Source organism: Streptomyces globosus, from assembly GCF_003325375.1.
Taxonomy (GTDB): domain Bacteria; phylum Actinomycetota; class Actinomycetes; order Streptomycetales; family Streptomycetaceae; genus Streptomyces; species Streptomyces globosus_A.
Map to the genome: position 1 here is coordinate 1,591,442 of NZ_CP030862.1, position 24,662 is coordinate 1,616,103.

Annotated in this window: 17 protein-coding genes; 15 read left to right on the forward strand and 2 right to left on the reverse strand. The window is 73.7% G+C overall.

Translation table 11 applies throughout. The features are described from left to right. The first annotated feature begins 45 nt into the window (after window positions 1–45). From C0216_RS07455 to hflX, 5 genes are all read left to right on the forward strand, one after another. Complete coding sequence (locus tag C0216_RS07455) at window positions 46–558, forward strand: hypothetical protein (protein ID WP_114054494.1); 513 nt, start codon at window positions 46–48, stop codon at window positions 556–558. Between the two features lie 66 nt (window positions 559–624). After that, entirely contained in the window at window positions 625–1,500 is an 876-nt protein-coding gene (dapF, locus tag C0216_RS07460; protein WP_114054495.1) for a diaminopimelate epimerase, read from the forward strand. Between the two features lie 140 nt (window positions 1,501–1,640). After that, window positions 1,641–3,710, forward strand: coding sequence for a RelA/SpoT family protein (locus C0216_RS07465; RefSeq protein ID WP_114054496.1), 2,070 nt, complete (start codon window positions 1,641–1,643; stop codon window positions 3,708–3,710). A gap of 156 nt (window positions 3,711–3,866) precedes the next feature. After that, complete coding sequence (locus tag C0216_RS07470) at window positions 3,867–5,312, forward strand: M1 family metallopeptidase (RefSeq protein ID WP_114054497.1); 1,446 nt, start codon at window positions 3,867–3,869, stop codon at window positions 5,310–5,312. A 210-nt stretch (window positions 5,313–5,522) separates the two neighbouring features. Next, window positions 5,523–7,031, forward strand: coding sequence for a GTPase HflX (gene hflX / locus C0216_RS07475; protein WP_114054498.1), 1,509 nt, complete (start codon window positions 5,523–5,525; stop codon window positions 7,029–7,031). An 84-nt stretch (window positions 7,032–7,115) separates the two neighbouring features. Here hflX and C0216_RS07480 read toward each other — a convergent pair whose 3' ends face one another. Further along, window positions 7,116–8,288 (reverse strand): trypsin-like serine peptidase, encoded by a 1,173-nt coding sequence (locus tag C0216_RS07480; RefSeq protein ID WP_114054499.1) that lies wholly within the window; start codon window positions 8,286–8,288, stop codon window positions 7,116–7,118. Between the two features lie 300 nt (window positions 8,289–8,588). On the opposite strand from C0216_RS07480, the gene C0216_RS07485 reads away from it, so the two are divergent. From C0216_RS07485 to C0216_RS07500, 4 genes are all read left to right on the forward strand, one after another. Then, a complete protein-coding gene (locus C0216_RS07485) occupies window positions 8,589–9,962 on the forward strand; it encodes a diaminobutyrate--2-oxoglutarate transaminase family protein (protein WP_428985403.1) in 1,374 nt (457 codons plus the stop codon). Window positions 9,963–10,255: 293 nt separating this feature from the next. Then, a complete protein-coding gene (locus tag C0216_RS07490) occupies window positions 10,256–12,265 on the forward strand; it encodes an IucA/IucC family protein (RefSeq protein ID WP_114054501.1) in 2,010 nt (669 codons plus the stop codon). A 7-nt stretch (window positions 12,266–12,272) separates the two neighbouring features. Then, window positions 12,273–12,968, forward strand: a complete 696-nt coding sequence (locus tag C0216_RS07495; RefSeq protein WP_114054502.1) for a GNAT family N-acetyltransferase — start codon at window positions 12,273–12,275, stop codon at window positions 12,966–12,968. A gap of 180 nt (window positions 12,969–13,148) precedes the next feature. Then, window positions 13,149–15,119 carry an ATP-dependent DNA helicase gene (locus C0216_RS07500; protein WP_114054503.1) on the forward strand — a complete coding sequence of 657 codons (1,971 nt, stop codon included), beginning with the start codon at window positions 13,149–13,151 and terminating at the stop codon, window positions 15,117–15,119. 112 nt (window positions 15,120–15,231) lie between these two features. On the opposite strand, the gene lexA is transcribed toward C0216_RS07500, so the two are convergent. Further along, window positions 15,232–16,029 (reverse strand): transcriptional repressor LexA, encoded by a 798-nt coding sequence (gene lexA, locus C0216_RS07505; protein ID WP_114054504.1) that lies wholly within the window; start codon window positions 16,027–16,029, stop codon window positions 15,232–15,234. A 476-nt stretch (window positions 16,030–16,505) separates the two neighbouring features. On the opposite strand from lexA, the gene nrdR reads away from it, so the two are divergent. The 6 genes from nrdR (at window position 16,506) to C0216_RS07535 (ending at window position 24,575) form a co-directional block, all read left to right on the forward strand. Continuing rightward, window positions 16,506–17,018, forward strand: a complete 513-nt coding sequence (gene nrdR, locus C0216_RS07510; protein ID WP_114054505.1) for a transcriptional regulator NrdR — start codon at window positions 16,506–16,508, stop codon at window positions 17,016–17,018. A gap of 154 nt (window positions 17,019–17,172) precedes the next feature. Beyond that, the gene (locus C0216_RS07515; protein WP_114054506.1) at window positions 17,173–20,058 is read left to right on the forward strand and encodes a vitamin B12-dependent ribonucleotide reductase; all 2,886 of its coding nucleotides are present in this window, start codon (window positions 17,173–17,175) and stop codon (window positions 20,056–20,058) included. 175 nt (window positions 20,059–20,233) lie between these two features. Then, window positions 20,234–20,839: a YdbC family protein gene (locus C0216_RS07520; RefSeq protein WP_114054507.1), complete on the forward strand. Its 606-nt coding sequence runs from the start codon at window positions 20,234–20,236 to the stop codon at window positions 20,837–20,839. A 72-nt stretch (window positions 20,840–20,911) separates the two neighbouring features. Beyond that, window positions 20,912–21,571: a histidine phosphatase family protein gene (locus tag C0216_RS07525; protein WP_114054508.1), complete on the forward strand. Its 660-nt coding sequence runs from the start codon at window positions 20,912–20,914 to the stop codon at window positions 21,569–21,571. Window positions 21,572–21,582: 11 nt separating this feature from the next. Then, a complete protein-coding gene (locus C0216_RS07530) occupies window positions 21,583–22,500 on the forward strand; it encodes an ADP-ribosylglycohydrolase family protein (RefSeq protein WP_114054509.1) in 918 nt (305 codons plus the stop codon). Between the two features lie 209 nt (window positions 22,501–22,709). Continuing rightward, the gene (locus C0216_RS07535) at window positions 22,710–24,575 is read left to right on the forward strand and encodes a DUF4173 domain-containing protein (protein ID WP_114054510.1); all 1,866 of its coding nucleotides are present in this window, start codon (window positions 22,710–22,712) and stop codon (window positions 24,573–24,575) included. Window positions 24,576–24,662: the final 87 nt, after the last annotated feature.

Consider the following 24,662-nt stretch of genomic DNA (forward strand, 5'->3'; position numbering starts at 1 on the left):
GGTGAACGGCAGCGTGCGGAGTCCGAGTGGGGAGGGCGCGTGGCAATGGAGGCCGGCCCTCGCGACACCGGGCGCGACGGGGCCCGAGACGAAGCGGACCCGACGCTCCTCGGCGAGCCCGCCGACGGCGACGGCCTCGGGCTGCCCGCGGACCCCCAGCGGCTCACCACCGACGGGCCCGACGCCTCCGACACCGCCGACGGCGAGGACGCCTCGGGGCCCGCGTACGAGGTCGAGCTCCGCCCGCAGCGCAAGCTCCGCATCTGGCAGATCGCCCCGATCGTGATGCTGGCCGCCGCCGGCTCCCTGATGTTCGCCTTCCCGCTCGCGTTCGAATTCGGCGACGGCGGCGCCGTCGTCGCCATGCTCGGCTTCCTGATCAGCTCCTGCGCCGCCGGCTGGGGCATGATGGCCGCCCGCCGCGTCGGCTACACCTGGCCGGGGCTCCCGCCCCGCGGCAGCGGCCGCCGGCCCGACTGGCGCTTCGCCGCGCTGTACGCGATCGTCGCGCTGGCCGTCGTCGCCCTCGCCGCCTACCGGGTGGCCCGGCTCCGGTAACCGCACCGGCCCTTCCTCCCGCCCCGCCTGCGACCTGCGCGGAAACCGGGTCGGTACCATGGTCCCGTGACGCAGACCAGCCTCTCCTTCCTCAAGGGCCACGGCACCGAGAACGACTTCGTGATCGTCCCGGACCCGGACAACGCGGTCGAACTGACCCCGGCCGCCGTCGCGAGGCTCTGCGACCGCCGCGCCGGCATCGGCGCGGACGGCGTGCTGCACGTCGTCCGCTCCGCCGCCCACCCCGAGGCCGCGCACATGGCCGGCGAGGCCGAGTGGTTCATGGACTACCGCAACAGCGACGGCTCCGTCGCCGAGATGTGCGGCAACGGCGTCCGCGTCTTCGCCCGCTACCTCGAACACGCCGGCCACGCCGAACCCGGCGACCTCGCCGTCGCCACCCGCGGCGGCGTCAAGCACGTCCACCTCGACAAGAGCGGTGACGTCACCGTCTCCATGGGCCGCGCCGCGCTCCCCGACGAGCAGGTCACCGTCGTCGTCGGCGACCGCGCCTGGCCCGCCCGCAACGTCAACATGGGCAACCCGCACGCCGTCGCGTTCGTCGAGAGCCTCGACCACGCCGGCAAGCTCCTGGAGGCGCCCCGCTACAGCCCCGCCGAGGCCTACCCGGCCGGGGTGAACGTCGAGTTCGTCGTCGACCGCGGCCCCCGCCACGTCGCCATGCGCGTCCACGAGCGCGGATCCGGCGAGACCCGCTCCTGCGGCACCGGCGCCTGCGCCGTCGCCGTGGCCGCCATCCGCCGCGACGGACTCGACCCCGCGGCCACCGGAGCACCCGTCACGTACACGGTCGACCTCCCCGGCGGTACCCTCTACATCACCGAACACCCCGACGGCCGGATCGACATGACCGGACCGGCCGTGATCGTGGCGGCGGGGGAGTTCGACCCCTCCTGGCTCAAGGAAACGGCCTTCGCCTGAAGGTTCCCTCTCATGGGTGATCCGTTTCACGCTCAGCGAGAGGCGGACTGCGCCACGTGGTGGGGTCGGTAGCATCAGACACCGGCCCCGAGGGCTCACCCCATGCCCGCCACAGCCGGTCGAAGCCGCCGGAGGTGCCCATGAGTGCAGAGGCCACGAACCCCGAAGCACGACCCGAAGCGCGCCCCGAACTCCGCAGACGGGGCCGTACCCGCATCGACCTGCGCCGACTCGGGCGCGCCGCCCTCCTCGGGCCCGCCCCCCGGGACCGGCTGCCCGACGCCATCGGCCACGTCGCCGAGGCGCACCGCGCCCACCATCCGGACGCCGACCTCTCCGTCCTGCACCGCGCGTACCTCCTCGCGGAGTCCTCCCACCGCGGCCAGATGCGCAAGAGCGGTGAGCCGTACATCACACACCCGCTCGCCGTCACCCTCATCCTCGCCGAACTCGGCGCGGAGACAACGACCTTGACGGCCTCCCTGCTCCACGACACCGTCGAGGACACCGAGGTGACCCTCGATCAGGTCCGCGCCGAGTTCGGCGAGGAGGTCGGCTTCATCGTCGACGGCGTCACCAAGGTCGAGAAGATCGACTACGGGGCCGCAGCCGAGCCCGAGACCTTCCGCAAGATGCTCGTCGCCACCGGCAACGACGTCCGCGTCATGTCCATCAAACTCGCCGACCGGCTCCACAACATGCGCACCCTCGGCGTGATGCGCCCCGAGAAACAGGCCCGCATCGCCAAGGTCACCCGCGACGTCCTCATCCCGCTCGCCGAACGGCTCGGCGTCCAGGCCCTCAAGACCGAACTCGAAGACCTCGTCTTCGCGATCCTCCACCCCGAGGAGTACGAGCGCACCCGCGCCCTCATCGCCGCCCAGGCGGGCAGCGACCCGCTGCCCGGCATCGCCGACTCCGTGCGCTCCGTCCTGCGCGACGCCGGCATCGCCGCCGAAGTACAGGTCCGGCCGAGGCACTTCGTGTCCGTCCACCGCGTGTCCCTCAAACGCGGCGAGCTGCGCGGCTCCGACTTCGGCCGCGTCCTCGTCCTCGTCGGCGAGAACGCCGACTGCTACGCCGTGCTGGGCGAGCTCCACACCTGCTTCACCCCGGTCGTCTCCGAGTTCAAGGACTTCATCGCCGCCCCCAAGTTCAACCTCTACCAGTCGCTGCACACCGCCGTCGCCACACCCGACGGGTACGTCGCCGAAGTCATCGTCCGCACCCGCCAGATGCACCGCGTCGCCGAGGCCGGCGTCATCGCCCTCGGCAACCCGTACGCCACCGGCGACCACGCCGACGGCGACGAGGAGCGCGCCGACCCCACCCGGCCCGGCTGGCTCGCCCGCCTCCTCGACTGGCAGCGCTCCGCACCCGACCCCGACACCTTCTGGAGCGGGCTGCGCGCCGAACTCGCCCAGGACCGGGAGATCACCGTCTTCCGCCCCGACGGCGGCACGCTCGGCCTCCCCGCCGGCGCCACCTGCATCGACGCCGCCTACGCCCAGCACGGCGAAGCCGCCCACGGCTGCATCGGCGCCCGGGTCAACGGGCGCCTGACCTCGCTGGGCTCACGGCTCTCCGACGGCGACACCGTCCAGCTGCTGCTCTCCCACGACTCCTCCTCCGGTCCCGGCGCCGACTGGCTCGACCACGCCCGCACCACCGCCGCCCGGATCGCGATCACCAGCTGGCTCCGGCAGCACCCCGACGGGGCCACCCCCACCACCACACCCGCCCGCGCCCCCCTGTCCGTCGTCGGGGCCCGCGGCGGAGGCGGCAACGCCGTCGCCGACCTGCCCGACGCCACCGTGCGCCTGGCCGGCTGCTGTACGCCGGTCCCGCCGGATGCCGTCGCCGGGTTCGTCGTCCGCGGCGGGGCCGTCACCGTCCACCGCGTCGGCTGCGAGGCCGTGGCCCGGATGCGGGCGCTGGGCCGCACCACCGTCGCCGTGCACTGGCGGGCCACCGCCGACTGCCGCGTCACCCTCACCGCCGAATCGTTCGGCCGCCCCCACCTGCTGGCCGACCTGACCGAAGCCATCGCCCGCCAAGGCGTCGAAGTCGTCTCCGCCACCGTCGAACCGCCCGTCGAGCAGCGCGTCCGGCACACCTACACCCTCCAGCTGCCCGACGCCGCCGGGCTGCCCGCCCTCATGCGGGCCATGCGGAACGTGCCCGGCGTGTACGACGTCGGCCGCGCCTGACCGGCGGGCCGCCGCCGCGGACCGCGCCCCGCCGGTGCCGGGCCGCGGCGGGCCGTCAGCCGCACGGCGGCCCCTCCCGCGCCCGGAGGTCCCGTTCGGGTGGAACCGTCGCGCGCCGTACCCGGCCGCGCGGCGGGCGCTGGTAAGCGGTGGGGGATGCAGCTCACCTCCCCGCGCCTGCGCGCCTCCCTGCTCGCCGCGGCCTCCCTCGGCCTGGTCGCCGCCGCGCTGCCCCCGCCGACGCCGCTGGGCATCGGAGACCCGCTGTTCCCGCACCTGGGCAACCCCGGCTACGACGTCCTCTCGTACGACCTCTCCCTCACCTACAAGGACAACAGGACCCCCCTCGACGCCGTCACCCGGATCGACGCCCGCGCCCTCACCGCCCTGGACCGCATCAACCTCGACTTCACCCACGGAACAGTCGCCTCCGCCGAGGTGAACGGGCAGCCCGCCGCCTTCGAGAGCGTCGGCGAGGACCTCGTCCTCACCCCCGAGAGCCCCGTCGCCCCCCACACCCCGCTCCGCATCGCCGTCCGGCACACCAGCGACCCGCGCGGCGCCGCCGACGGCGGCTGGGTCCCCACCGCGGACGGACTCGCCATGGCCAACCAGGCCGACGCCGCCCACCGCGTCTTCCCCTGCAACGACCACCCCGCCGACAAGGCCTACTTCACCTTCCGGATCACCGCCCCCGAAGGGCTGACCGCCGTCGCGAACGGCGTCGCCGGCGCGCTGCCCGTCCGCACCGCCGCCGGCCCCACCACCTGGACGTACCGGACCCTGCACCCCATGGCCACCGAGCTCGCCCAGGTCTCCATCGGCGAATCCGCCGTCCTGCACCGCACCGGCCCCCACGGCCTGCCGCTGCGCGACGTCGTCCCCGCCGCCGACCGGGCCCGCCTCGAACCCTGGCTGAAGAAGACCCACGGCCACATCGCATGGATGGAGGAGCGCGTCGGCCGCTACCCCTTCGAGAACTACGGCGTGCTCATCGCCCAGGCCCAGACCGGCTTCGAGCTCGAAACGCAGACCCTCTCCCTCTTCGAGAGCGGCCTCTTCGCGGGCGACGGCTACCCGGAGTGGTACGTCGAGGCCGTCATGGTCCACGAGCTCGCCCACCAGTGGTTCGGCGACAGCGTCACCCCCCGCACCTGGTCCGACCTGTGGCTCAACGAGGGCCATGCCACCTGGTACGAGGCCCTCTACGCCGACCACCTCGGCAAGTACTCCCTGGAGCGGCGCATGCGCGAGGCGTACGAGCGCTCCGACCAGTGGCGCGCCTCCGGAGGCCCCCCGGCCGCCCCCAAGCCCGCCGCCCCCGGCCAGAAGATCGGACTGTTCCGGCCCGTCGTCTACGACGGCTCCGCGCTCGTCCTGTACGCCCTGCGCCAGGAGATCGGCGCGGCCGCCTTCGACCGCATCCAGCGCCGCTGGGTCACCGAGCACCGCGACGGCGTCGCCGGCACCGCCGACTTCGTCCGCCTCGCCTCCCAGGAGGCCGGACGCGACATGGAGCCCTTCCTGAAGCCCTGGCTGTACGGCAAGACCACGCCCCCGATGCCCGGACACCCGGAATGGGGCGGCGCGAAAAGCGTGTGACCCGGCAGGAAGGGGCATGCCACCATCGACGGGGCCGCACCGCGCCGGGGAATCTCCCGGCCGCATGCGACGTTGCACACGTCAGTAAGGTGTCGCACGTGCTTCCGGCGGCCGCGGCCGCCGGGAAACGGCCCCGACCGCCTACCGCGGCCGGGCACCCGCCGAGGCGGGCCCCTTCCGACACCGCCCACACACCGACGTAAGGATCCAATGACCTCCTCTTCTTCCGCTTCCCAGGACGCGCGGGCCGCACAGGACGACGTGCGCGAACCGCAGAGCTTCACCGAGAGCCTCCGGGCCGACGCCCTGATGGAAGAGGACGTCGCCTGGAGCCACGAGATCGACGGAGACCGGGACGGCGACCAGTTCGACCGCTCCGAGCGCGCCGCACTCCGGCGCGTCGCAGGCCTCTCCACCGAGCTCGAAGACGTCACCGAGGTCGAGTACCGGCAGCTCCGCCTGGAGCGCGTCGTCCTCGTCGGCGTGTGGACGTCCGGCACCGTGCAGGACGCCGAGAATTCCCTCGCGGAGCTCGCCGCCCTCGCCGAGACCGCCGGCGCCCTCGTCCTCGACGGCGTGATCCAGCGCCGCGACAAGCCCGACCCGGCCACCTTCATCGGCTCCGGCAAGGCGCGCGAACTGCGCGACATCGTGCTGGAGAGCGGCGCCGACACCGTCGTCTGCGACGGTGAGCTCAGCCCCGGCCAGCTCATCGCCCTCGAAGACGTCGTGAAGGTCAAGGTGGTCGACCGGACCGCGCTCATCCTCGACATCTTCGCCCAGCACGCCAAGTCCCGAGAGGGCAAGGCGCAGGTCGCCCTCGCGCAGATGCAGTACATGCTTCCGCGCCTGCGCGGCTGGGGCCAGTCGCTGTCCCGGCAGATGGGCGGCGGCGGAGGCGGCGGTATGGCCACCCGCGGCCCCGGTGAGACCAAGATCGAGACGGACCGGCGCCGGATCCGCGAGAAGATGGCGAAGATGCGCCGGGAGATCGCGGAGATGAAGACCGGCCGCGACATCAAGCGCCAGGAGCGGCGCCGCAACAAGGTGCCCTCCGTCGCCATCGCCGGCTACACGAACGCCGGCAAGTCCTCCCTGCTCAACCGCCTCACCGGCGCGGGCGTCCTCGTCGAGAACGCCCTGTTCGCCACCCTCGACCCGACCGTCCGCCGGGCCGAGACGCCCAGCGGCCGGGTGTACACCCTGGCCGACACCGTCGGCTTCGTCCGGCACCTGCCCCACCACCTCGTCGAGGCCTTCCGCTCCACGATGGAGGAGGTCGGGGACGCCGACCTCATCCTGCACATCGTGGACGGCTCGCACCCCGCCCCGGACGAGCAGCTCGCCGCCGTCCGCGAGGTCATCCGGGAGGTCGGCGCGGCCGACGTGCCCGAGATCGTCGTGGTCAACAAGGCGGACGCCGCGGACCCGCTGGTCCTCCAGCGGCTCCTGCGCATCGAGCGGCACTCGATCGCCGTCTCCGCGCGCACCGGGCAGGGCATCGAGGAGCTCCTGCGGCTCATCGACGCCGAACTGCCCCGGCCGTCCGTCGAGGTCGAAGCCCTCGTGCCGTACACCCACGGCTCGCTGGTCGCCCGGGCGCACGCCGAAGGCGAGGTGGTCTCCGAGGAGCACACCCCGGAGGGCACCCTGCTCAAGGTGCTCGTCCACCCGGAACTGGCCGCCGAACTGGCGCCGTTCGTTCCGGCCAAGCAGTAGCCGCGCCGCCCGCACCGCCGGGCGCGCGAAAGCCGAGTGCCCCCTGCACGCGCAGGGGGCACTCGGCCGTGTCCGGCTGCCGGACTACCTGAACTTGGCGCTGACCGCGTCGAAGATCCCCTTGGCCTCCGGGCCCAGCCGCGGACCCGCCAGCCAGCCCGCCTTCGCCGGGCCGATCGAGGTGTTCGACACCAGCGCCGGCTTGCCGTCACTGCCCGCGGCGATCCAGCCGCCGCCCGACGAACCGCCCGTCATCGTGCAGCCGATGCGGTACATGACCGGATCGTTCGCCTTCAGCGTCAGCCGCCCCGGCTTGTCGGTGCACTGGTACGCCTTCTGCCCGTCGAACGGGGCCGACGCCGGGTAGCCCGTCGCCGTCATCCCGGACAGCTTCGGCACCGCCGGCGCGTTGAACTCCACCGGGAGCGCCGCACCGACCGTCTCCTCCAGCGACTTGCCGGTGCTCTTCTCCGGCACCACGTGCAGCACGGCGAAGTCGTACGGGGCACCCGCACCGCCCGTCGGCCCGCCCGTGGAGATCCACTGGTCGGAGGTCTGCGCCCAGTCGCTCCACCACACGCCGTACGGGGCCACCTCCTGCCGCGGCGCGCCCTTGAGCTGCGCCGCCGACTTGCCCGCGCTGTTGTACGACGGGACGAAGGCGATGTTCCGGTACCAGCCGCCGGCCTTGCCGGCGTGCACGCAGTGCCCGGCCGTCCACACCAGGTTCGACTTGCCCGGGCGCGCCGGGTCCTTCACCACGGTCGCCGAGCACACCATGGAGCCCTCGGGGCCGTCGAAGAACACCTTGCCCGACGCGGGGATCGTCGAGCGGTACGGCGTGGCCGCCGGCTTCGCCGGCACCGCCGCCGGAGCCGGGTCGGTGACGCCCTGGTCCCTGCCCGCGTCCGGATCGACCGCCGGGGGCTGCGGCGTCTTCGCCGCCTCCCGCATCCGGTCCGGGTCCCACAGGCCCTCGATGACCGGGTTGATGTAGTCGCCCGCCTCGCGGAGCCAGTCCTCCTTCTTCCAGTTCTTCCACTCACCTCCCCGCCACTTCTCCAGGTCGATGCCGTGCTGCTTCAGCTTGTCCTTCAGCTGGTCCGGGATCTTGATCCCTTCGCCTCCGGACGGAAGGCTCGCCGCCACGGTGGGCTTGGCGTCGCCGCCGGCCTCCCCGTCGCCCGGGCCGCAGGCGGCGGTCATCGCGAGTGCCGCCGCGCACAGGATCGCGGTGACCGGTCGGTTCGGTCGCATGTCGTGAGTCCCCCTGGTGTTTCCGGGCATGGGCTGCGGACGCCGTGAGGTGCGGCCGCGGATGCAGCACCCCACTATGCCGTCGCAGTCGGGGACGGCGCAGCCCGCCCCCTCGGTTCCCGTCCGGCCCCCGGGCGGCCCGGACTTCCCGCCGCGCCGCCCCAAGGTTCTTGCGCCCGCCCCGTGTTCCGGCGCCGCCGCCGTCGTTGGTACGTACGGGAGAGCGGGGCGGGCGGGGAAGCGGAATCCGGGTCAGAAACGATCCGGCAGGGCGATTTCAGTGCGGGAGGTCCGACACTCGTGGCATTGGCGGAGCAGCACACGGCCCCGGCCCAGGTACCGCCCCAAGGGGGCCCGGCACCCGGAGCGGGCGGAGCGGCCGCGGCGGAGGGCATCCTGCGGCGGCAGGCGATGCGGGAGTCCGCGGCGCGCACGTACGCCCGCTCCCTGCCGATCGTGCCCGTCCGGGCCCGCGGCCTCACCATCGAGGGCGCGGACGGCCGCCGCTACCTCGACTGCCTGTCCGGCGCGGGCACCCTCGCGCTGGGGCACAACCACCCCGTGGTGCTGGAGGCCGTACGCGGCGTCCTCGACTCGGGGGCCCCGCTGCACGTCCTCGACCTCGCGACGCCCGTCAAGGACGCCTTCACCACCGAGCTGTTCGCCACCCTGCCCGGCGGACTGGCCGCCGACGCCCGGATCCAGTTCTGCGGGCCCGCCGGCACCGACGCGGTGGAGGCCGCACTCACCCTGGTCCGCACCGCGACCGGGCGCTCCGGGCTCCTCGCCTTCACCGGCGCCTACCACGGCATGACCGCGGGCTCCCTCGGCGCGTCGGGCGGCGCCCCGGACGTGCGGGTGACGCGGCTGCCGTACCCGCAGGACCACCGCTGCCCGTTCGGCGTCGGCGGCGCCGAGGGGGCGCGGCTCGGCGCCCGCTGGACCGAGAGCCTGCTCGACGACCCCAAGGGCGGCGTGCCGGCGCCGGCCGGCATGCTCGTCGAGCCCGTGCAGGGCGAGGGCGGGGTCCTGCCCGCCCCGGACGCCTGGCTGCGCAGCATGCGCGAGATCACCGCGGCGAGGGAGATCCCGCTCATCGCGGACGAGGTGCAGACGGGCGTCGGCCGGACCGGCGCCTTCTGGGGCGTCGACCACGCCGGGGTCGTCCCCGACGTGATGGTCATGTCGAAGGCCATCGGCGGCAGCCTGCCGCTGGCGGTGATCGTGTACCGGTCCGCGCTGGACGTGTGGGCGCCCGGCGCCCACGCCGGCACGTTCCGCGGCAACCAGCTCGCGATGGCGGCCGGCGCCGCGACCCTCGCCTACGTACGGGAGAACCGCCTCGCCGAACGCGCCGCGGAACTCGGTGCACGCATGCTCACCGACCTCCGCGGGCTGGCCGCGCAGCAGCCGTGCGTCGCGGACGTGCGGGGCCGCGGCCTGATGATCGGCGTCGAACTCGCCGACCCGGCGACCGGTGCCGCCGCGAGCGGCCTCGCCGCCGCCGTCCGCGGGGAGTGCCTGCGCCGCGGCCTGATCGTGGAACTGGGCGGCCGCCACTCCAGCGTCGTACGCCTCCTGCCGCCGCTGACCATCACCGACGAACAGGCCTCGGCGGTCCTGGACCGCCTGGCGGACGCCATCGCCGCCGCCACAAGCCACCACCCCTCCTAGTGCTGTGGCCGGGAAGGTTCACCGGCCCTAGCGCACCCACCGCCCCGCAACGGCCGCTGCCCATGAGGGCAGGCCCCGCCAGGCACGGAGCCGCCCCGACCCGACCAGCGGGCGAGGCCTGACAGCAGCCACCGCCCTCGGCGAAGACGCCCCGCCGGGGGGCGGGCCCGCCCGCGGCGGCCACCCGGCCGCCGGCAGACCGCCGTCGGCGAGGCCCGCCCCCGGAAGCCCCGAGGGCATCCCCGCCCCCGGCACAACCGCCGCCACCCCAACGGAACGGAGACACCTCGGCGATGAGCGAGCCCCCCGACACCCCCGAGCCCCGCCTCCCCCGCACCGACCGCGGCCCGGCAGCCGCCCCGGCCCCGCACGGGCTGGACACCGGAAGCCCGCATGCCGAGGCGGCCCCGCGTCCGCGGCCGGGAACGACCGCCGGCCCCGCCACCTGCGGTGCCCCCTCCGGGCCGCAGGGCGAGGAAGCCGAGAGCCGGGTGCCGCGCCAGAAGCACGGCGGACTGCGCGGGCACGGCGGGGCGGGCCGAGGCGGGCCCGGGCTGCTGCCCGAGTCGCCCGACCATCCCGACCCGGCCGCCGAGGCCGAGGCCGAGTCCGCGGCCGTGGAGAACCTCCTGCGGTGCTGGGTCCGGGAGCGGGGCATCGGCCGCCCCGACGGTCCCGTCGGGGCGCCCTTGCGCATCCCCCTTCCCGCTTCCGGCACCGCGGTGGCCGCCGGCGTGAGCCACTGGTCCGCGGCCGGATGGCACCGCTTCGGCGCCGCCCGGATCGAAGGCGCCCCGGCCGGTGCCCCGGCCCTGGACGCCGTGACCCTCGCCGCGCTGCTCGCCCGCGAGGCCGGCGGCGGCGCGCCCCACGCCACCGATCTCGTCGCCCGCGTCGCGGACTCGGTCCGACGCACCGCCCGGTTCATCGCCGACCGGCGCGAACGCCCTCGGCCGCCTGCGCCCGTCGACGGTGATGCGTTCCTGACGTCCGAACAGTCCCTCCTCCTCGGCCACCCCCTCCAGCCCGACCCGAAGAGCCGCGAGGGGCTCTCCGACGCCGAAGCCCGCCGCTACTCACCCGAACTCCACGGCTCCTTCCCCCTGCACTGGTTCGCCGTCGCACCCGGCGCCCTCGCCACCGACTCCGCCTGGACCGAACGCGGCCGCCCCGTGTCCGCCGCACGGCTCCTGGCCCGCCTCGCACCCGGCCTGCCGGCACCCGAAGGCACCACCCCCCTTCCCCTGCACCCCTGGCAGGCCCGCGACCTGCTCCACCGCCCCGCCGTCGCCGCCCTCCTCGGCGACGGGCTCCTCCACGACCTCGGCCCGCACGGCGAGCCCTGGCACCCCACCTCCTCCGTCCGCACCGTGGCCCGCCCCGGCATCCCCGTGATGCTCAAGCTCTCCCTCGGCCTGCGCATCACCAACTCCCGCCGCGAGAACCTCCGCAAGGAGCTCCACCGCGGCGTCGAGGTGCACCGGCTGCTCCGGACCGGCCTCGCAGAGCAGTGGCAGGCCGCCCACCCCGGCTTCGACATCGTCCGGGACCCCGCCTGGGTCGCCGTCGACGCCCCGGACGGCAGCGCCGTCCCCGGACTCGACGCCGTCCTGCGCCACAACCCCTTCCGCCCCGGCGACGACGCCCTGTGCATCGCCGCCCTCACCTCGCCCCGCCCCCTGCCGGGCCGGCCCGGCATGCGGTCACGGCTCGCCGACACCGTCCGCCGGCTCGCCGCCACCACCGGGCGCACCCCGTCCGCCGTGTCCGCCGAGTGGTTCCTGCGCTACCTCGACCACGTCGTCCGGCCCGTCCTCGCCTTCGACGCGCTCGCGGGCATCGCCCTCGAAGCCCACCAGCAGAACACCCTCGTCGTCCTCGACACCGACGGCTGGCCCGCCGGCGGCCGCTACCGCGACAACCAGGGCTACTACTTCCGAGCCTCCCGGCGCGCCGAGCTGGAGCGCCGGCTCCCCGGCATCGGCAGCGCCAGCGACACCTTCGTCTCCGACGCCGTCACCGACGAGCGCTTCGCCTACTACCTCGGCATCAACAACGTGCTGGGCCTCATCGGGGCCTTCGGCTCCGAGCGGCTCGCCGACGAGCGCGTCCTCCTCGCGGCCTTCCGCCGGTTCCTCGGCCGGGCCCGCGGCCTCGGGCCGCTGCCCGCGCTGCTGCTCGACTCGCCCACCCTGCGCTGCAAGGCGAACCTGCTGACCCGCCTGGGCGGCCTCGACGAGCTCGTCGGCCCCGTCGACGCGCAGTCCGTCTACGTCACCCTCTCCAACCCCCTCCACGATTGAGCGACCGATGCCCTCCACCGACACCCAGGCCCCGCCCTCCGTCCCCGCCCCGGCAGCCGCCACCGGCCCCACCACCGCGCACCCGGCGGAGCTGCGGCTCAGGGCAGGCCTGCTGCCCCTGCTCGCCGAGGCCGACCTGCTCGACTCGCCCAGCGGCTGGGGCAGCACCCGGACCGCCGCCGGGGCCTTCCGCCTGGAGCCCGTCCGCCTCGACCGCGACCTGGACCTGGTCACCCGCTGGATGAACGACCCCGAAGTCGCCGCCTACTGGGACCTCGCCGGACCGCAGTCCCTCACGGCCGCACACCTGCGGGCCCAGATCGACGGCGACGGCGGCAGCATCCCCTGCCTCGGCCTCCTCGACGGCACCCCCGTCAGCTACTGGGAGGTCTACCGGGCCGACCTCGACCCGCTCGCCCGCCACTACCCCGCGCGCCCCCACGACACCGGTATCCACCTGCTGATCGGGGACGGCAGGAACCGCGGCCGCGGCCTCGGGACCGCACTGCTGCGCGCGGTCGCCGACCTCGTCCTCGACAACCGCCCGCGGTGCACCCGCGTCATCGCCGAACCGGACATCCGCAACACCCCCTCCGTCTCCGCCTTCCTCGGCTCCGGCTTCCGCTGGACCGGGAACATCGACCTGCCCGGCAAGCGCGCGGCCCTGATGGTCCGCGAGCGGGCGCTCCGCAGCCTCATCTGAGCTGAGCCGCACCCCGCAGCCCACAGCGCACCCCCGCCCTCCCGGGCCGCCTGCCGTCCTTCCCCCCGAAAACGCCCGGTGCGCGCCGCGGGGTTCCCGCCTCCCGTCGCCCTTTCCGGTGATCGGCCATCCCGGTGATGGCCGTCACCGTCGGTGGCGCCCCGTAGGCTGGGGGGTGCTATGACGAAGCCCTCCCTCCCCGACCTGCTGCACGCCGCCGTCTCCGCCGTCGGCGGCACGGAGCGGCCCGGCCAGGTCGCCATGGCCGAAGCAGTCGCCGAAGCGATCGACGACAGCACGCACCGCCTGATCCAGGCTGGAACCGGCACCGGCAAGTCCCTCGGCTACCTGGTCCCCGCCCTCGCGCACGGCGAGCGCGTCGTCGTTGCGACGGCGACCCTCGCCCTGCAGCGGCAGCTCGTCGAGCGCGACCTGCCCCGGACGGTCGAGGCACTGCACCCGCAGCTGCGCCGCCGGCCGCAGTTCGCCATGCTCAAGGGCCGGTCGAACTACCTGTGCCTGCACCGGCTGCACGAGGGCGCCCCCCAGGACGAGGAGGAGGGCCTCTTCGACCAGTTCGAGGCCGCCGCCCCCACCAGCAAGCTCGGCCAGGACCTGCTGCGGCTGCGCGACTGGGCGGACGAGACGGAGACCGGCGACCGGGACGACCTCACGCCCGGCGTCTCCGACCGCGCCTGGAGCCAGGTGTCCGTCTCCTCCCGCGAATGCCTCGGTGCGACGAAGTGCCCGTACGGCGCCGAATGCTTCGCCGAGGCGGCCCGCGAGCGGGCCAAGCTGGCCGACGTGGTCGTCACCAACCACGCCCTGCTCGCCATCGACGCCATCGAGGGCGCGCCCGTCCTGCCGCAGCACGAGGTGCTGATCGTGGACGAGGCCCACGAGCTGGTGTCCCGTGTGACCGGCGCCGCCACCGGCGAACTCACCCCCGGGCAGGTCAACCGGGCGGTGAAGCGGGCCGCGAAGCTGGTCGACGAGAAGACGGCCGACTCCCTCCAGACCGCCTCCGAGTCCTTCGAGCGCGTGATGGAGCTGGCGCTCCCGGGCCGGCTGGAGGAGATCCCCGAGGACCTCGGGTACGCGCTGGCGGCGCTCCGCGACGCCGCACGCGACGTGATCTCGGCGATCGGCTCCACCAGGGACAAGTCCGTCGCCGACGAGGACGCCGTCCGCAAGCAGGCCCTGGCCTCCGTGGAGAACGTGCACGCGGTGGCCGAGCGGATCCTCGCCGGCTCCGAGTACGACGTCGTCTGGTACGAGCGCCACGACCGCTTCGGGGCGACGCTGCGGGTCGCCCCCCTGTCGGTGTCCGGGCTGCTGCGGGAGAAGCTGTTCGAGGACCGCTCGGTCGTCCTCACCTCGGCGACCCTCAAGCTCGGAGGGGACTTCAACGGCGTCGCGGCCTCGCTGGGCCTGTCCCCGGAGGGCGTCGAGGCGGACGACGCGCCGGTCTGGCGGGGCCTGGACGTCGGCTCCCCGTTCGACTACCCGAAGCAGGGCATCCTCTACGTCGCCAAGCACCTGGCGACACCCGGCCGCGAGGGGACCCGCGGCGACATGATGGACGAGCTCGCCGAGCTGATCGAGGCGGCCGGCGGCCGCACCCTCGGCCTGTTCTCGTCCATGCGCGGCGCCAAGGCGGCCGCCGAGGAGCTGCGCGGCCGGCTCGACCACCCGATCCTGCTCCAGGGGGAGGAGACCCTCGGCGAGCTGATCAAGAACTTCGCCGCGGATCCGCGGACCTGCCTGTTCGGGACGCTGTCCCTGTGGCAGGGCGTGGACGTCCCCGGCCCCAGCTGCCAGCTCGTCATCATGGACCGCATCCCCTTCCCCCGGCCCGACGACCCGCTGATGAGTGCGCGCCAGAAGTCGGTCGAGGAGCACGGCGGCAACGGCTTCATGGCCGTCGCCGCGACGCACGCGGCGCTGTTGATGGCCCAGGGGGCGGGCCGGCTCGTCCGCGCCGCGGGCGACCGGGGCGTCGTCGCGGTCCTGGACCCGCGGCTCGCGACGGCCCGGTACGGCAGCTTCCTGAAGGCGACGCTGCCGGACTTCTGGTACACCACGGACCGCAACCAGGTCCGCCGCTCCCTGGCCGCGATCGACTCGGCGGCCAAGGCCGACGGCAAGTAGTCCGAGCCCCGAGCCCCGAGCCCCGAGCCCCGAGCCCGGGGCTCGGGGCTCGGGCATGGAACAGCTCCGGGACCGGCGCAGTGGGTCCCGGAGCTGGCTGGCGGGGCCGGGTTCAGACCCGGCGCAGTACGGCGACGACCTTGCCGAGGATGGTCGCCTCGTCGCCGGGGATCGGCTGGTACGCCGCGTTGTGGGGGAGCAGCCACACGTGGCCGTCCTCGCGCTTGAAGCGCTTGACGGTGGCCTCGCCGTCGAGCATGGCGGCCACGATGTCGCCGTTCTCGGCGACGGGCTGGCGGCGGACCGTGACCCAGTCGCCGTCGCAGATCGCGGCCTCGATCATGGAGTCGCCGACGACCTTGAGGACGAAGAGCTCACCGTCGCCGACGAGCTGCCGCGGTAGCGGGAAGACGTCCTCCACGGACTCCTCGGCGAGGATCGGGCCGCCGGCCGCGATCCGGCCGACCAGGGGGACGTACGAGGCGGCGGGCTTGCCGGTGGTGTCCGTGGGCTGCGAGCTGGGCTGGTCCGAGCCGCGCACCTCGTACGCCCGGGGGCGGTGCGGGTCGCGGCGGAGGAAGCCCTTGCGCTCCAGGGCCATGAGCTGGTGGGCGACGGACGAGGTGCTGGACAGGCCGACCGCCTGGCCGATCTCCCGCATGGACGGCGGGTAGCCCCGGCGCTGCACGGAGTCCCGGATGACCTCGATGACCCGGCGCTGCCGGTCGGTGAGCCCGGAGCTGTCGGCGCGGATGCCTGGGGGGCGTCCTGGAAGGGAGCGAGCGGGGCGGACGGCGTCCGCCTCCGGGGTCAGGCTTGCGCTTGCGTCGTTCATGGCATGCACCGGCTCGAGTCGGCTTTGGGAGCGGTTCTGGGCAGTGATGGCGGCACTGTCTGCGGTGGTGGTCACGTCGGCGGCCCCTCTCGAAATGTTCTCCCTAGCTGGACAACGGTAATTGCTTTCGAAAGGTTGCGCCAAACACACGTTCGAGTGAAAAATCGCGGATCGACCTGCGTGATCACAATGGCAGGTGTATTGGGTCGCGCATTTCCGAACGGAGGTTCGGATGGTTCTCCGCTGCCTACGGTACCGTTCCCGGTCGGGCCGCGGCCCTCCCGGTCCGGCCCCAGTGTGGCACCGCGGGCGGCCGCGCCCCTGCACCCCGCTCCACGACACGCGGTAGCGGACCAAATCCGCCGCGCCACAAGATCTAGTGGTTGTATGGGCGCCGCAACCCATACCTAGTGGTCCAGGGGAGCGCGGGGGTCTCACAGGCCCCGTGGATCGCATATGCTTGGGCCTGCTCCACGAGCCCCGGCAGAGCGACTCCGCCGCACAGGGCCCGGAGGGGTGATTCAGTCGTGCCTAGAGAAGGGTGAGGGACCATGCACTGCCCCTTCTGCAGGCACCCCGACAGCCGCGTCGTCGACAGCCGCACCACGGACGACGGCACGTCGATCCGCAGACGCCGCCAGTGCCCGGACTGCTCCCGTCGCTTCACGACGGTCGAGACGGCCTCGCTCATGGTGATCAAGCGCAGCGGTGTCACCGAGCCCTTCAGTCGCACCAAGGTCATCTCCGGCGTGCGCAAGGCGTGCCAGGGCCGGCCCGTCACCGAGGACGCCCTCGCCAAGCTCGGCCAGCGGGTCGAGGAGGCGGTGCGCGCCACCGGGAGCGCCGAGCTCACCACCCACGACGTCGGTCTGGCCATACTCGGCCCGCTCCAGGAACTCGACCTCGTCGCGTACCTGCGCTTCGCGAGCGTGTACAAGGCGTTCGACACCCTTGAAGACTTCGAGGCCGCCATCGCGGAACTGCGCGAGCGGCGGCCCCGCCCCGAGGAGTGCGGGCCCGCCGGGACCCCCCAGGTCCCCGTGCCCGCCTCCGCCTCCGACTGACCGGGCGGCGTGCCGCGCTCCGGCGCGACACGCCGCCCGGCCCGGAGGCCGCCCGGTGCAGCCGGGAGAAGGAACGTAACAAGACACAGCACTGTGCCTCGGAATAGCGCTGGCACTTTAGGGCGTTTTTGCCCGTATATGGGAGGCAGGCGGCATGACAGAGACGGCGAGCAGCTCGGCACGCGGTTCCCGCGCCAAGGGAACCAAGGGCGCCAAGGGCGGCCTGCGGATCGAGCGCATCCACACCACCCCGGGCGTGCATCCGTACGACGAGGTGAACTGGGAGCTCCGTGACGTCGTCATGACGAACTGGCGCGACGGCTCGGTCAACTTCGAGCAGCGCGGCGTCGAGTTCCCCGACTTCTGGTCGGTGAACGCGGTCAACATCGTCACCAGCAAGTACTTCCGCGGCGCCGTCGGCACGCCGCAGCGCGAGACCGGTCTGAAGCAGCTCATCGACCGCATCGTGAAGACGTACACGAAGGCCGGCGAGGACTACGGCTACTTCGCGTCCCCCGCCGACGCGGAGATCTTCGAGCACGAGCTGACCTACGCCCTCCTGCACCAGATCTTCAGCTTCAACTCCCCGGTGTGGTTCAACGTCGGCACGCCCCAGCCGCAGCAGGTCTCCGCCTGCTTCATCCTGTCCGTCGACGACTCCATGGAGTCGATCCTCGACTGGTACAAGGAAGAGGGCATGATCTTCAAGGGCGGCTCCGGCGCCGGCCTGAACCTCTCCCGCATCCGCTCCTCCAAGGAGCTCCTCTCCTCCGGCGGCAACGCCTCCGGCCCCGTCTCCTTCATGCGCGGCGCCGACGCGTCCGCCGGAACCATCAAGTCGGGCGGCGCCACCCGCCGCGCCGCCAAGATGGTCGTCCTCGACGTGGACCACCCGGACGTCGAGGACTTCATCGAGACCAAGGTCAAGGAAGAGGAGAAGATCCGCGCCCTGCGCGACGCGGGCTTCGACATGGACCTGGGCGGCGACGACATCACGTCCGTCCAGTACCAGAACGCCAACAACTCCGTCCGCGTGAACGACGAGTTCATGACGGCCGTCGAGAACGGCACCTCCTTCGGCCTGCGCGCCCGCATGACCGGCGAGGTCATCGAGCAGGTCGACGCCAAGGCGCTCTTCCGCAAGATGGCCGAGGCCGCCTGGGCGTGCGCCGACCCGGGCATCCAGTACGACGGCGTCATCAACCACTGGCACACCTGCCCCGAGTCCGGCCGCATCACCGCGTCGAACCCGTGCAGCGAGTACATGCACCTGGACAACACGTCCTGCAACCTCGCCTCCCTGAACCTGATGAAGTTCCTCGACGACGACGGCAAGGGCGACCAGTCCTTCGACGCCGAGCGCTTCGCCAAGGTCGTCGAACTCGTCATCACGGCCATGGACATCTCCATCTGCTTCGCGGACTTCCCGACGCAGAAGATCGGCGAGAACACCCGCGCCTACCGCCAGCTCGGCATCGGCTACGCCAACCTCGGCGCGCTGCTGATGGCGACCGGCCACGCCTACGACTCCGACGGCGGCCGCACCCTCGCCGCGTCCATCACCTCGCTGATGACCGGTACGGCCTACCGGCGCTCCGCCGAGCTCGCCGCGATCGTCGGCCCGTACGACGGCTACGCCCGCAACGCCACGGCCCACAAGCGCGTCATGAAGCAGCACGCCGACGCCAACGCCGCCGCCCCGCGCACCGACGACCTCGACAACGCCATCTGGGCGGCGGCCACCGAGGCCTGGCAGGACGTCCTGCGCCTCGGCGAGAAGAACGGCTTCCGCAACTCCCAGGCCTCCGTGCTGGCCCCCACCGGCACCATCGGCCTCGCCATGTCCTGCGACACCACCGGTGTCGAGCCGGACCTGGCGCTGGTGAAGTTCAAGAAGCTCGTCGGTGGCGGCTCGATGCAGATCGTCAACGGCACCGTCCCGCAGGCCCTGCGCCGCCTGGGCTACCAGGAGGAGCAGATCGAGGCGATCGTCGCCCACATCGCCGAGCACGGCAACGTGATCGACGCCCCCGGCCTGAAGACCGAGCACTACGAGGTCTTCGACTGCGCCATGGGCGAGCGCTCCATCTCCCCGATGGGCCACGTCCGCATGATGGCCGCGATCCAGCCCTGGATCTCCGGCGCGATCTCCAAGACGGTGAACATGCCGGAGTCGGCGACCGTCGAGGAGATCGAGGAGATCTACTTCGAGGCGTGGAAGATGGGCGTCAAGGCGCTCGCGATCTACCGCGACAACTGCAAGGTCGGCCAGCCGCTCTCCGCCAAGAAGAAGGAGGAGGAGAAGGCCGAGGTCACCGAGAAGACCGAGGAGACGATCCGCGCGGCGGTCGAGAAGGTCATCGAGTACCGCCCCGTCCGCAAGCGCCTCCCCAAGGGCCGCCCGGGGATCACCACCTCCTTCACCGTCGGCGGCGCCGAAGGCTACATGACGGCCAACTCCTACCCGGACGACGGCCTCGGCGAGGTCTTCCTGAAGATGTCGAAGCAGGGCTCGACCCTCGCCGGCATGATGGACGCCTTCTCGATCGCCGTGTCGGTCGGCCTCCAGTACGGCGTGCCGCTGGAGACCTACGTCTCGAAGTTCACGAACATGCGCTTCGAGCCCGCCGGCATGACGGACGACGCGGACGTGCGGATGGCGCAGTCGATCGTCGACTACATCTTCCGCCGCCTGGCCCTCGACTTCCTGCCGTTCGAGACCCGCTCGGCGCTCGGCATCCACACCGCCGAGGAGCGCCAGCGCCACCTGGAGACCGGCTCGTACGAGCCGCTCGAGGAGGAGATCGACACGGAGTCCCTGGCCCAGTCCGCCCCGCTCGCGGCGGTCACCGCGGCTCCGCAGGCCCAGCCCGCGCCGGTCCCGGCCCCGAAGACGGCGCACTCCAGCGCCGAACTCGTCGAGATGCAGCTCGGCGTCTCCGCCGACGCCCCGCTCTGCTTCTCCTGCGGGACGAAGATGCAGCGCGCCGGCTCCTGCTACATCTGCGAGGGCTGCGGCTCCACCAGCGGCTGCAGCTGATTCCTCACGAAGGGGGGCGACCACAGGTGGTCGCCCCCCTTCGCCATACGCCGGGCCCGGCCGCGGGGCGGTCGTGTGTTCGGGGGTCGGGTGCCGGTGCGGGGTGGGGGAGGTCGGTGCGGGCCAACTTCCCCGAGGACTGACCCCGGGGCGCCCGGGCCCGTACGATGACGCCGTGCTGGTCAAGTGGATTCGCTGCACGGTGACGGACCGACGCGGGTTCGAGCGCGGGCAGCGCAAATGGGCGGGGCTGCCGGGGGAGCCGGGATTCCGGGGACAGGGCGGCGGATGGAGCCGGGGGCGGCAGGGGGTCGCGCATGTCTTCGCGTTCTGGGAGAGCCGTTCCTTCTACGACTCCTTCATGGCCCGCTCGCACGACCGGCTGGCCGCCGCCCAGGCCGGGACGTACACCGACGCGCGGGTGAGCCTCTTCGACCACCGCTTCGACGTGAAGACCGGCTTCGAGCCCCGCTTCACCGACGCCGACGTCGTCCGCGTCGCCCACACCCGGGTGCGGGAGGGGCGCGTCGACCACTTCGCGCTGATGCAGGAGAAGGTGTGGAACCCGGCCATGGCCGGGTCGCCGGGGATGATCCGCGGGCTGTTCGGCGAGGCGCCCGGACGCGAGTTCCTCGTGCTGTCGATGTGGCACGCCGCCGCGGAACACGGCAAGTACCGGCAGGAGCGGGTCGAGCGGCTGTCGCTGCGCGCCCAGACCGAGGCCGACGTCGAGGCCCTCACCGGCGACGTCGTCGACCTCGAAGCGTCCTGGACGGTGTGACCGTACGAAGATCGGAGGGTTGTGGCGGCGTGCCCGGGTGCCGGGGCGCCGTACGCCGCATAGGGTCGTGGGATGGCACGACCACGGCGCATCGTCCTCCTCCGGCACGGGGAGTCCGAGGGCAACGTCGACGACACCGTGTACGAGCGGGAGCCCGACCACGCCCTGCGGATGACCGGGCTCGGCCACGAGCAGGCCGAGGCGGCGGGCGTGCGGCTGCGGGAGCTCTTCGGCGGCGAGCGCGTCAGCGCGTACGTCTCCCCGTACCGGCGGACCCTCCAGACCTTCCGCGACCTCCGCCTGGACCCGGCGCAGGTCCGGGTCCGCGAGGAGCCGCGGCTGCGGGAGCAGGACTGGGGGAACTGGCAGGACCGGGATGACGTCCGCCTGCAGAAGGCCTACCGGGACGCCTACGGCCACTTCTTCTACCGGTTCGCGCAGGGGGAGTCCGGCGCCGACGTGTACGACCGGGTCGGCTCCTTCCTGGAGAGCCTCTACCGCAGCTTCGAGGCCCCCGACCACCCGCCGAACGTCCTGCTCGTGACGCACGGGCTGACGATGCGGCTGTTCTGCATGCGGTGGTTCCACTGGTCGGTGGCCGAGTTCGAATGCCTCTCCAATCCCGGGAACGGCGACCACCGGATCCTCGGGCTCGGAGCGGACGGCCGGTACCGCTTGGACCGCCCGTTCGAGCGGTGGACCACACCCGAGCCTTACGACCTGGACGGCTAAAGTGACGCGCGATGACCGCTGACTCCTCTTCCGGACGGCGCTACGCACGCGCCCTCGCCAGCCTCCGCGGGCTGGCCCTCGGGGACGCCCTGGGCTCCCAGTACTTCGTCCCCGCCAACTACCCCTTCCTCAAGCGCCGCGAGCTGCCCGGTGGTTCGGGCACCTGGCAGTGGACCGACGACACCGAGATGGCGTGCTCGGTCCTCGCGGTGCTGGCCCTCCACGGCCGCATCGACCAGGACGCCCTCGCCGACTCCTTCGCCCGCCACCACGACTTCGACCGCGGATACGGGCCGGCAGTGAACCGGATGCTCCGCCTCGTCCGGGAGGGCGGGGACTGGCGGACGCTGGCCGCCGAACTCTTCAACGGGCAGGGCTCCTGGGGCAACGGCGCGGCCATGCGGATCGCGCCGCTGGGCGCCTGGTACGCCGACGACCCGGAACAGGCCACGCACCAGGCGGAGATCTCCGCTTACACCACGCACCAGCACCGCGAGGCGGTCTGCGGCGCGATGGCGGTCGCCGCCGCGGCTGCTCTCGCCGCGGACCCGGCCGGCCCGCCGAAGGCGGAGGACCTGCTGGACGGCGTGATCGCGCTCGTGCCGCGCAGCGCGGTGGGGGCGGGGCTGCGGCGGGCGCGGGACATGCTGGACTACGGGGACGCGACCACGGTCGCCGCCGTGCTCGGCTGCGGGCGGCGCACCACCGCGCACGACACGGTGCCGTTCGCGCTGTGGTCGGCGGCCCGCTCGCTCGGGGACTTCGAGCGGGCGTTCTGGACCACCGCGCAGGTCGGCGGGGACGTGGACACGACGTGCGCGATCGTCGGCGGGGTGCTGGGGGCACGGGGCGAAGACGTGCTCCCCGCCGCCTGGCTGGCGCGCACCGAAGCGCTGCCGGCGTGGCTGCCGGAGGCGCCGGCGTACTGAGCCGGCGTACGGGGCCGGCGTACGGGCCCGGCGTACGGCGCCGGCGGGCCCCCTGCCGGGAGGTGCGCCGGGGCGCACGCCCGTCCGACGGCTGTGTCACGGTCCTGACACAGGCGCCGGCGGCCCCCGGGGAACCCCCACGTCACGGCCCTACCCTGGCCGCTTGCCCCGGCAGGCTGGCCGGGGCGGCCCACAGGGAGGGGAACCCGATGGCCACCACAGCAGACGGACCGAACGACGGCGACGCCGCCGAAGCCGCGGCCGACGCAACCCCGGTGGCGGGCCCGCCACAGGCGGCAGACCGGCCGGACGACTCGCTTGCGGCGGCCGGCGCGGCGGCGGGGCCGGCATCCGATGCGGGAACCCCGACCGAGGCCGGGCCCCTTCCCGCCCCGCGGGAACCCGAAGCCACGACGCCGGACGCGTCCGCCCCGCCGGCCGGGGCTGCTGCGCCGGATGCGGCGGCGGTAGCCGTCGTGCCTGCGGGGTCGCCCGGGGGCGGGGCGCCGCCCGGGTGGGATCCCACAGCTTGGCGGCGGTACCAGGTGCGCCGGGAGCGCGCCCGGTCCGGGCCGTGGTCGGCGGCGCCGCCCGACTGGTCGGAGGCCGCCCGGCCCGCCGCGCCCGCGCCCCCGTCCACCGCCGTCCTGGTCTGCGCCGGCGCCGCCGGCCTCGCCGCGGCCCTGTTCCTCGGCGACGGCGTCGGTCCCGGCCTGCTGCTCGCCGCGCTTCCCGCCGTCGCCGCCGCGTACGCCGCCGCGCGCACCGCCGGCCGCACCGCCCGCCCGTGGACCCTGTTCTGGGCCCTCGGCTGCACGGCCCTGCTCGCGGTGCCCGTGCTGCGCGACGCCGCCTGGCCGGCCACCGTCGCCCTCCTCGCCGCCGTCCTCGCCGGGGCGCTCGCCCTGCACGGCAGCCGCACCTGGGCCGGGGTGCTGCTCAGCCCCGTCGGCCTCACCGACGGAGCCGTCAACGGCGTCCGCTGGGCGTGGGCCGCCCTCCGCTCCCGGAGCACGGGTGTCGACCGCGACCGCTGGCTGCCCGTCCTGAAGGCCGCCGGGGTGGCCGCCGGGCTGCTCCTGCTCTTCGGCGCCCTCTTCGCCTCCGCCGACGCCGCCTTCGCCGACCTGCTCGGCGGCCTCGTCCCCGACGTCACCATCGGCGACGGCCCGCTGCGCCTCGCCCTGTTCCTCCTCGCCACCGCCCTCGCCCTGGCGGCGGCCCGGACCGCCGCCGCGCCGTTCCGCTGGGACCGCATCCGCACCACCGTCGGCAAGCCGCGCTCCCGCGTCGAGTGGGCGCTGCCCCTCGTCGTCCTCGCCGTGCTCTTCGCCGGCTTCAACGCCGTCCAGCTCGCCGTCCTGTTCGGCGGCTACGACAAGGTGCTGGCCAGCACCGGGCTGACGTACGCCGAATACGCCCGCCAGGGCTTCTGGCAGCTGCTCTGGGCGACCCTGCTCACCCTGGCCGTGATCGCGCTCGCCCTGCGCTGGGCCCCGCGCGGCGGCGCCGCCGACCGGCGGCTCGTCCGCGCCGTCCTCGGCACCCTGTGCGCGCTGACCCTGGTCGTCGTCGCCTCGGCGCTGCGGCGCATGGACCTCTACGTGGACGCGTACGGGCTGACCCGGCTGCGGGTGTCGGTGGCCGCGATGGAGCTCTGGCTGGGCTCCGTCATCGTCCTGATCATGACGGCGGGGCTGTTCGGCGCCCGTCTGCTGCCCCGTGCGGTCGCCGGCAGCGCGGTGGCGGCCGCTCTTGCCTTCGGGCTGCTGTCGCCGGACGCCGTGGTCGCGGAGAAGAACGCGGACCGCTTCCGGGCCACCGGCAAGATCGACCTCGCGTACTTCCAGTCGCTCTCGGCGGACGCCGTGCCCGCCCTGGACCGGCTGCCGGAGCCCCACCGCTCCTGCGCCCTGCGCGGTATCGCCGAGGAGCTGGCGGAGCAGGGCCGCGCCCCCTGGTACGGGACGAGCCTCGGCGTGCACCGGGCCCGGCGGATCCTGGACGAGCGCCCCGTGACCGCCCGCGCCGCAGCCTGCTCGCGCCTCGGCACCTTCTCCGGCCGCAGCGGCTGATCTCCGGCCCTCCGCACAGGCGACCGGAAGCAACCCCGAACGGGCGATTCCGGCAACGGAATTGGGGGCGCCGGGAACGGTCCCGCG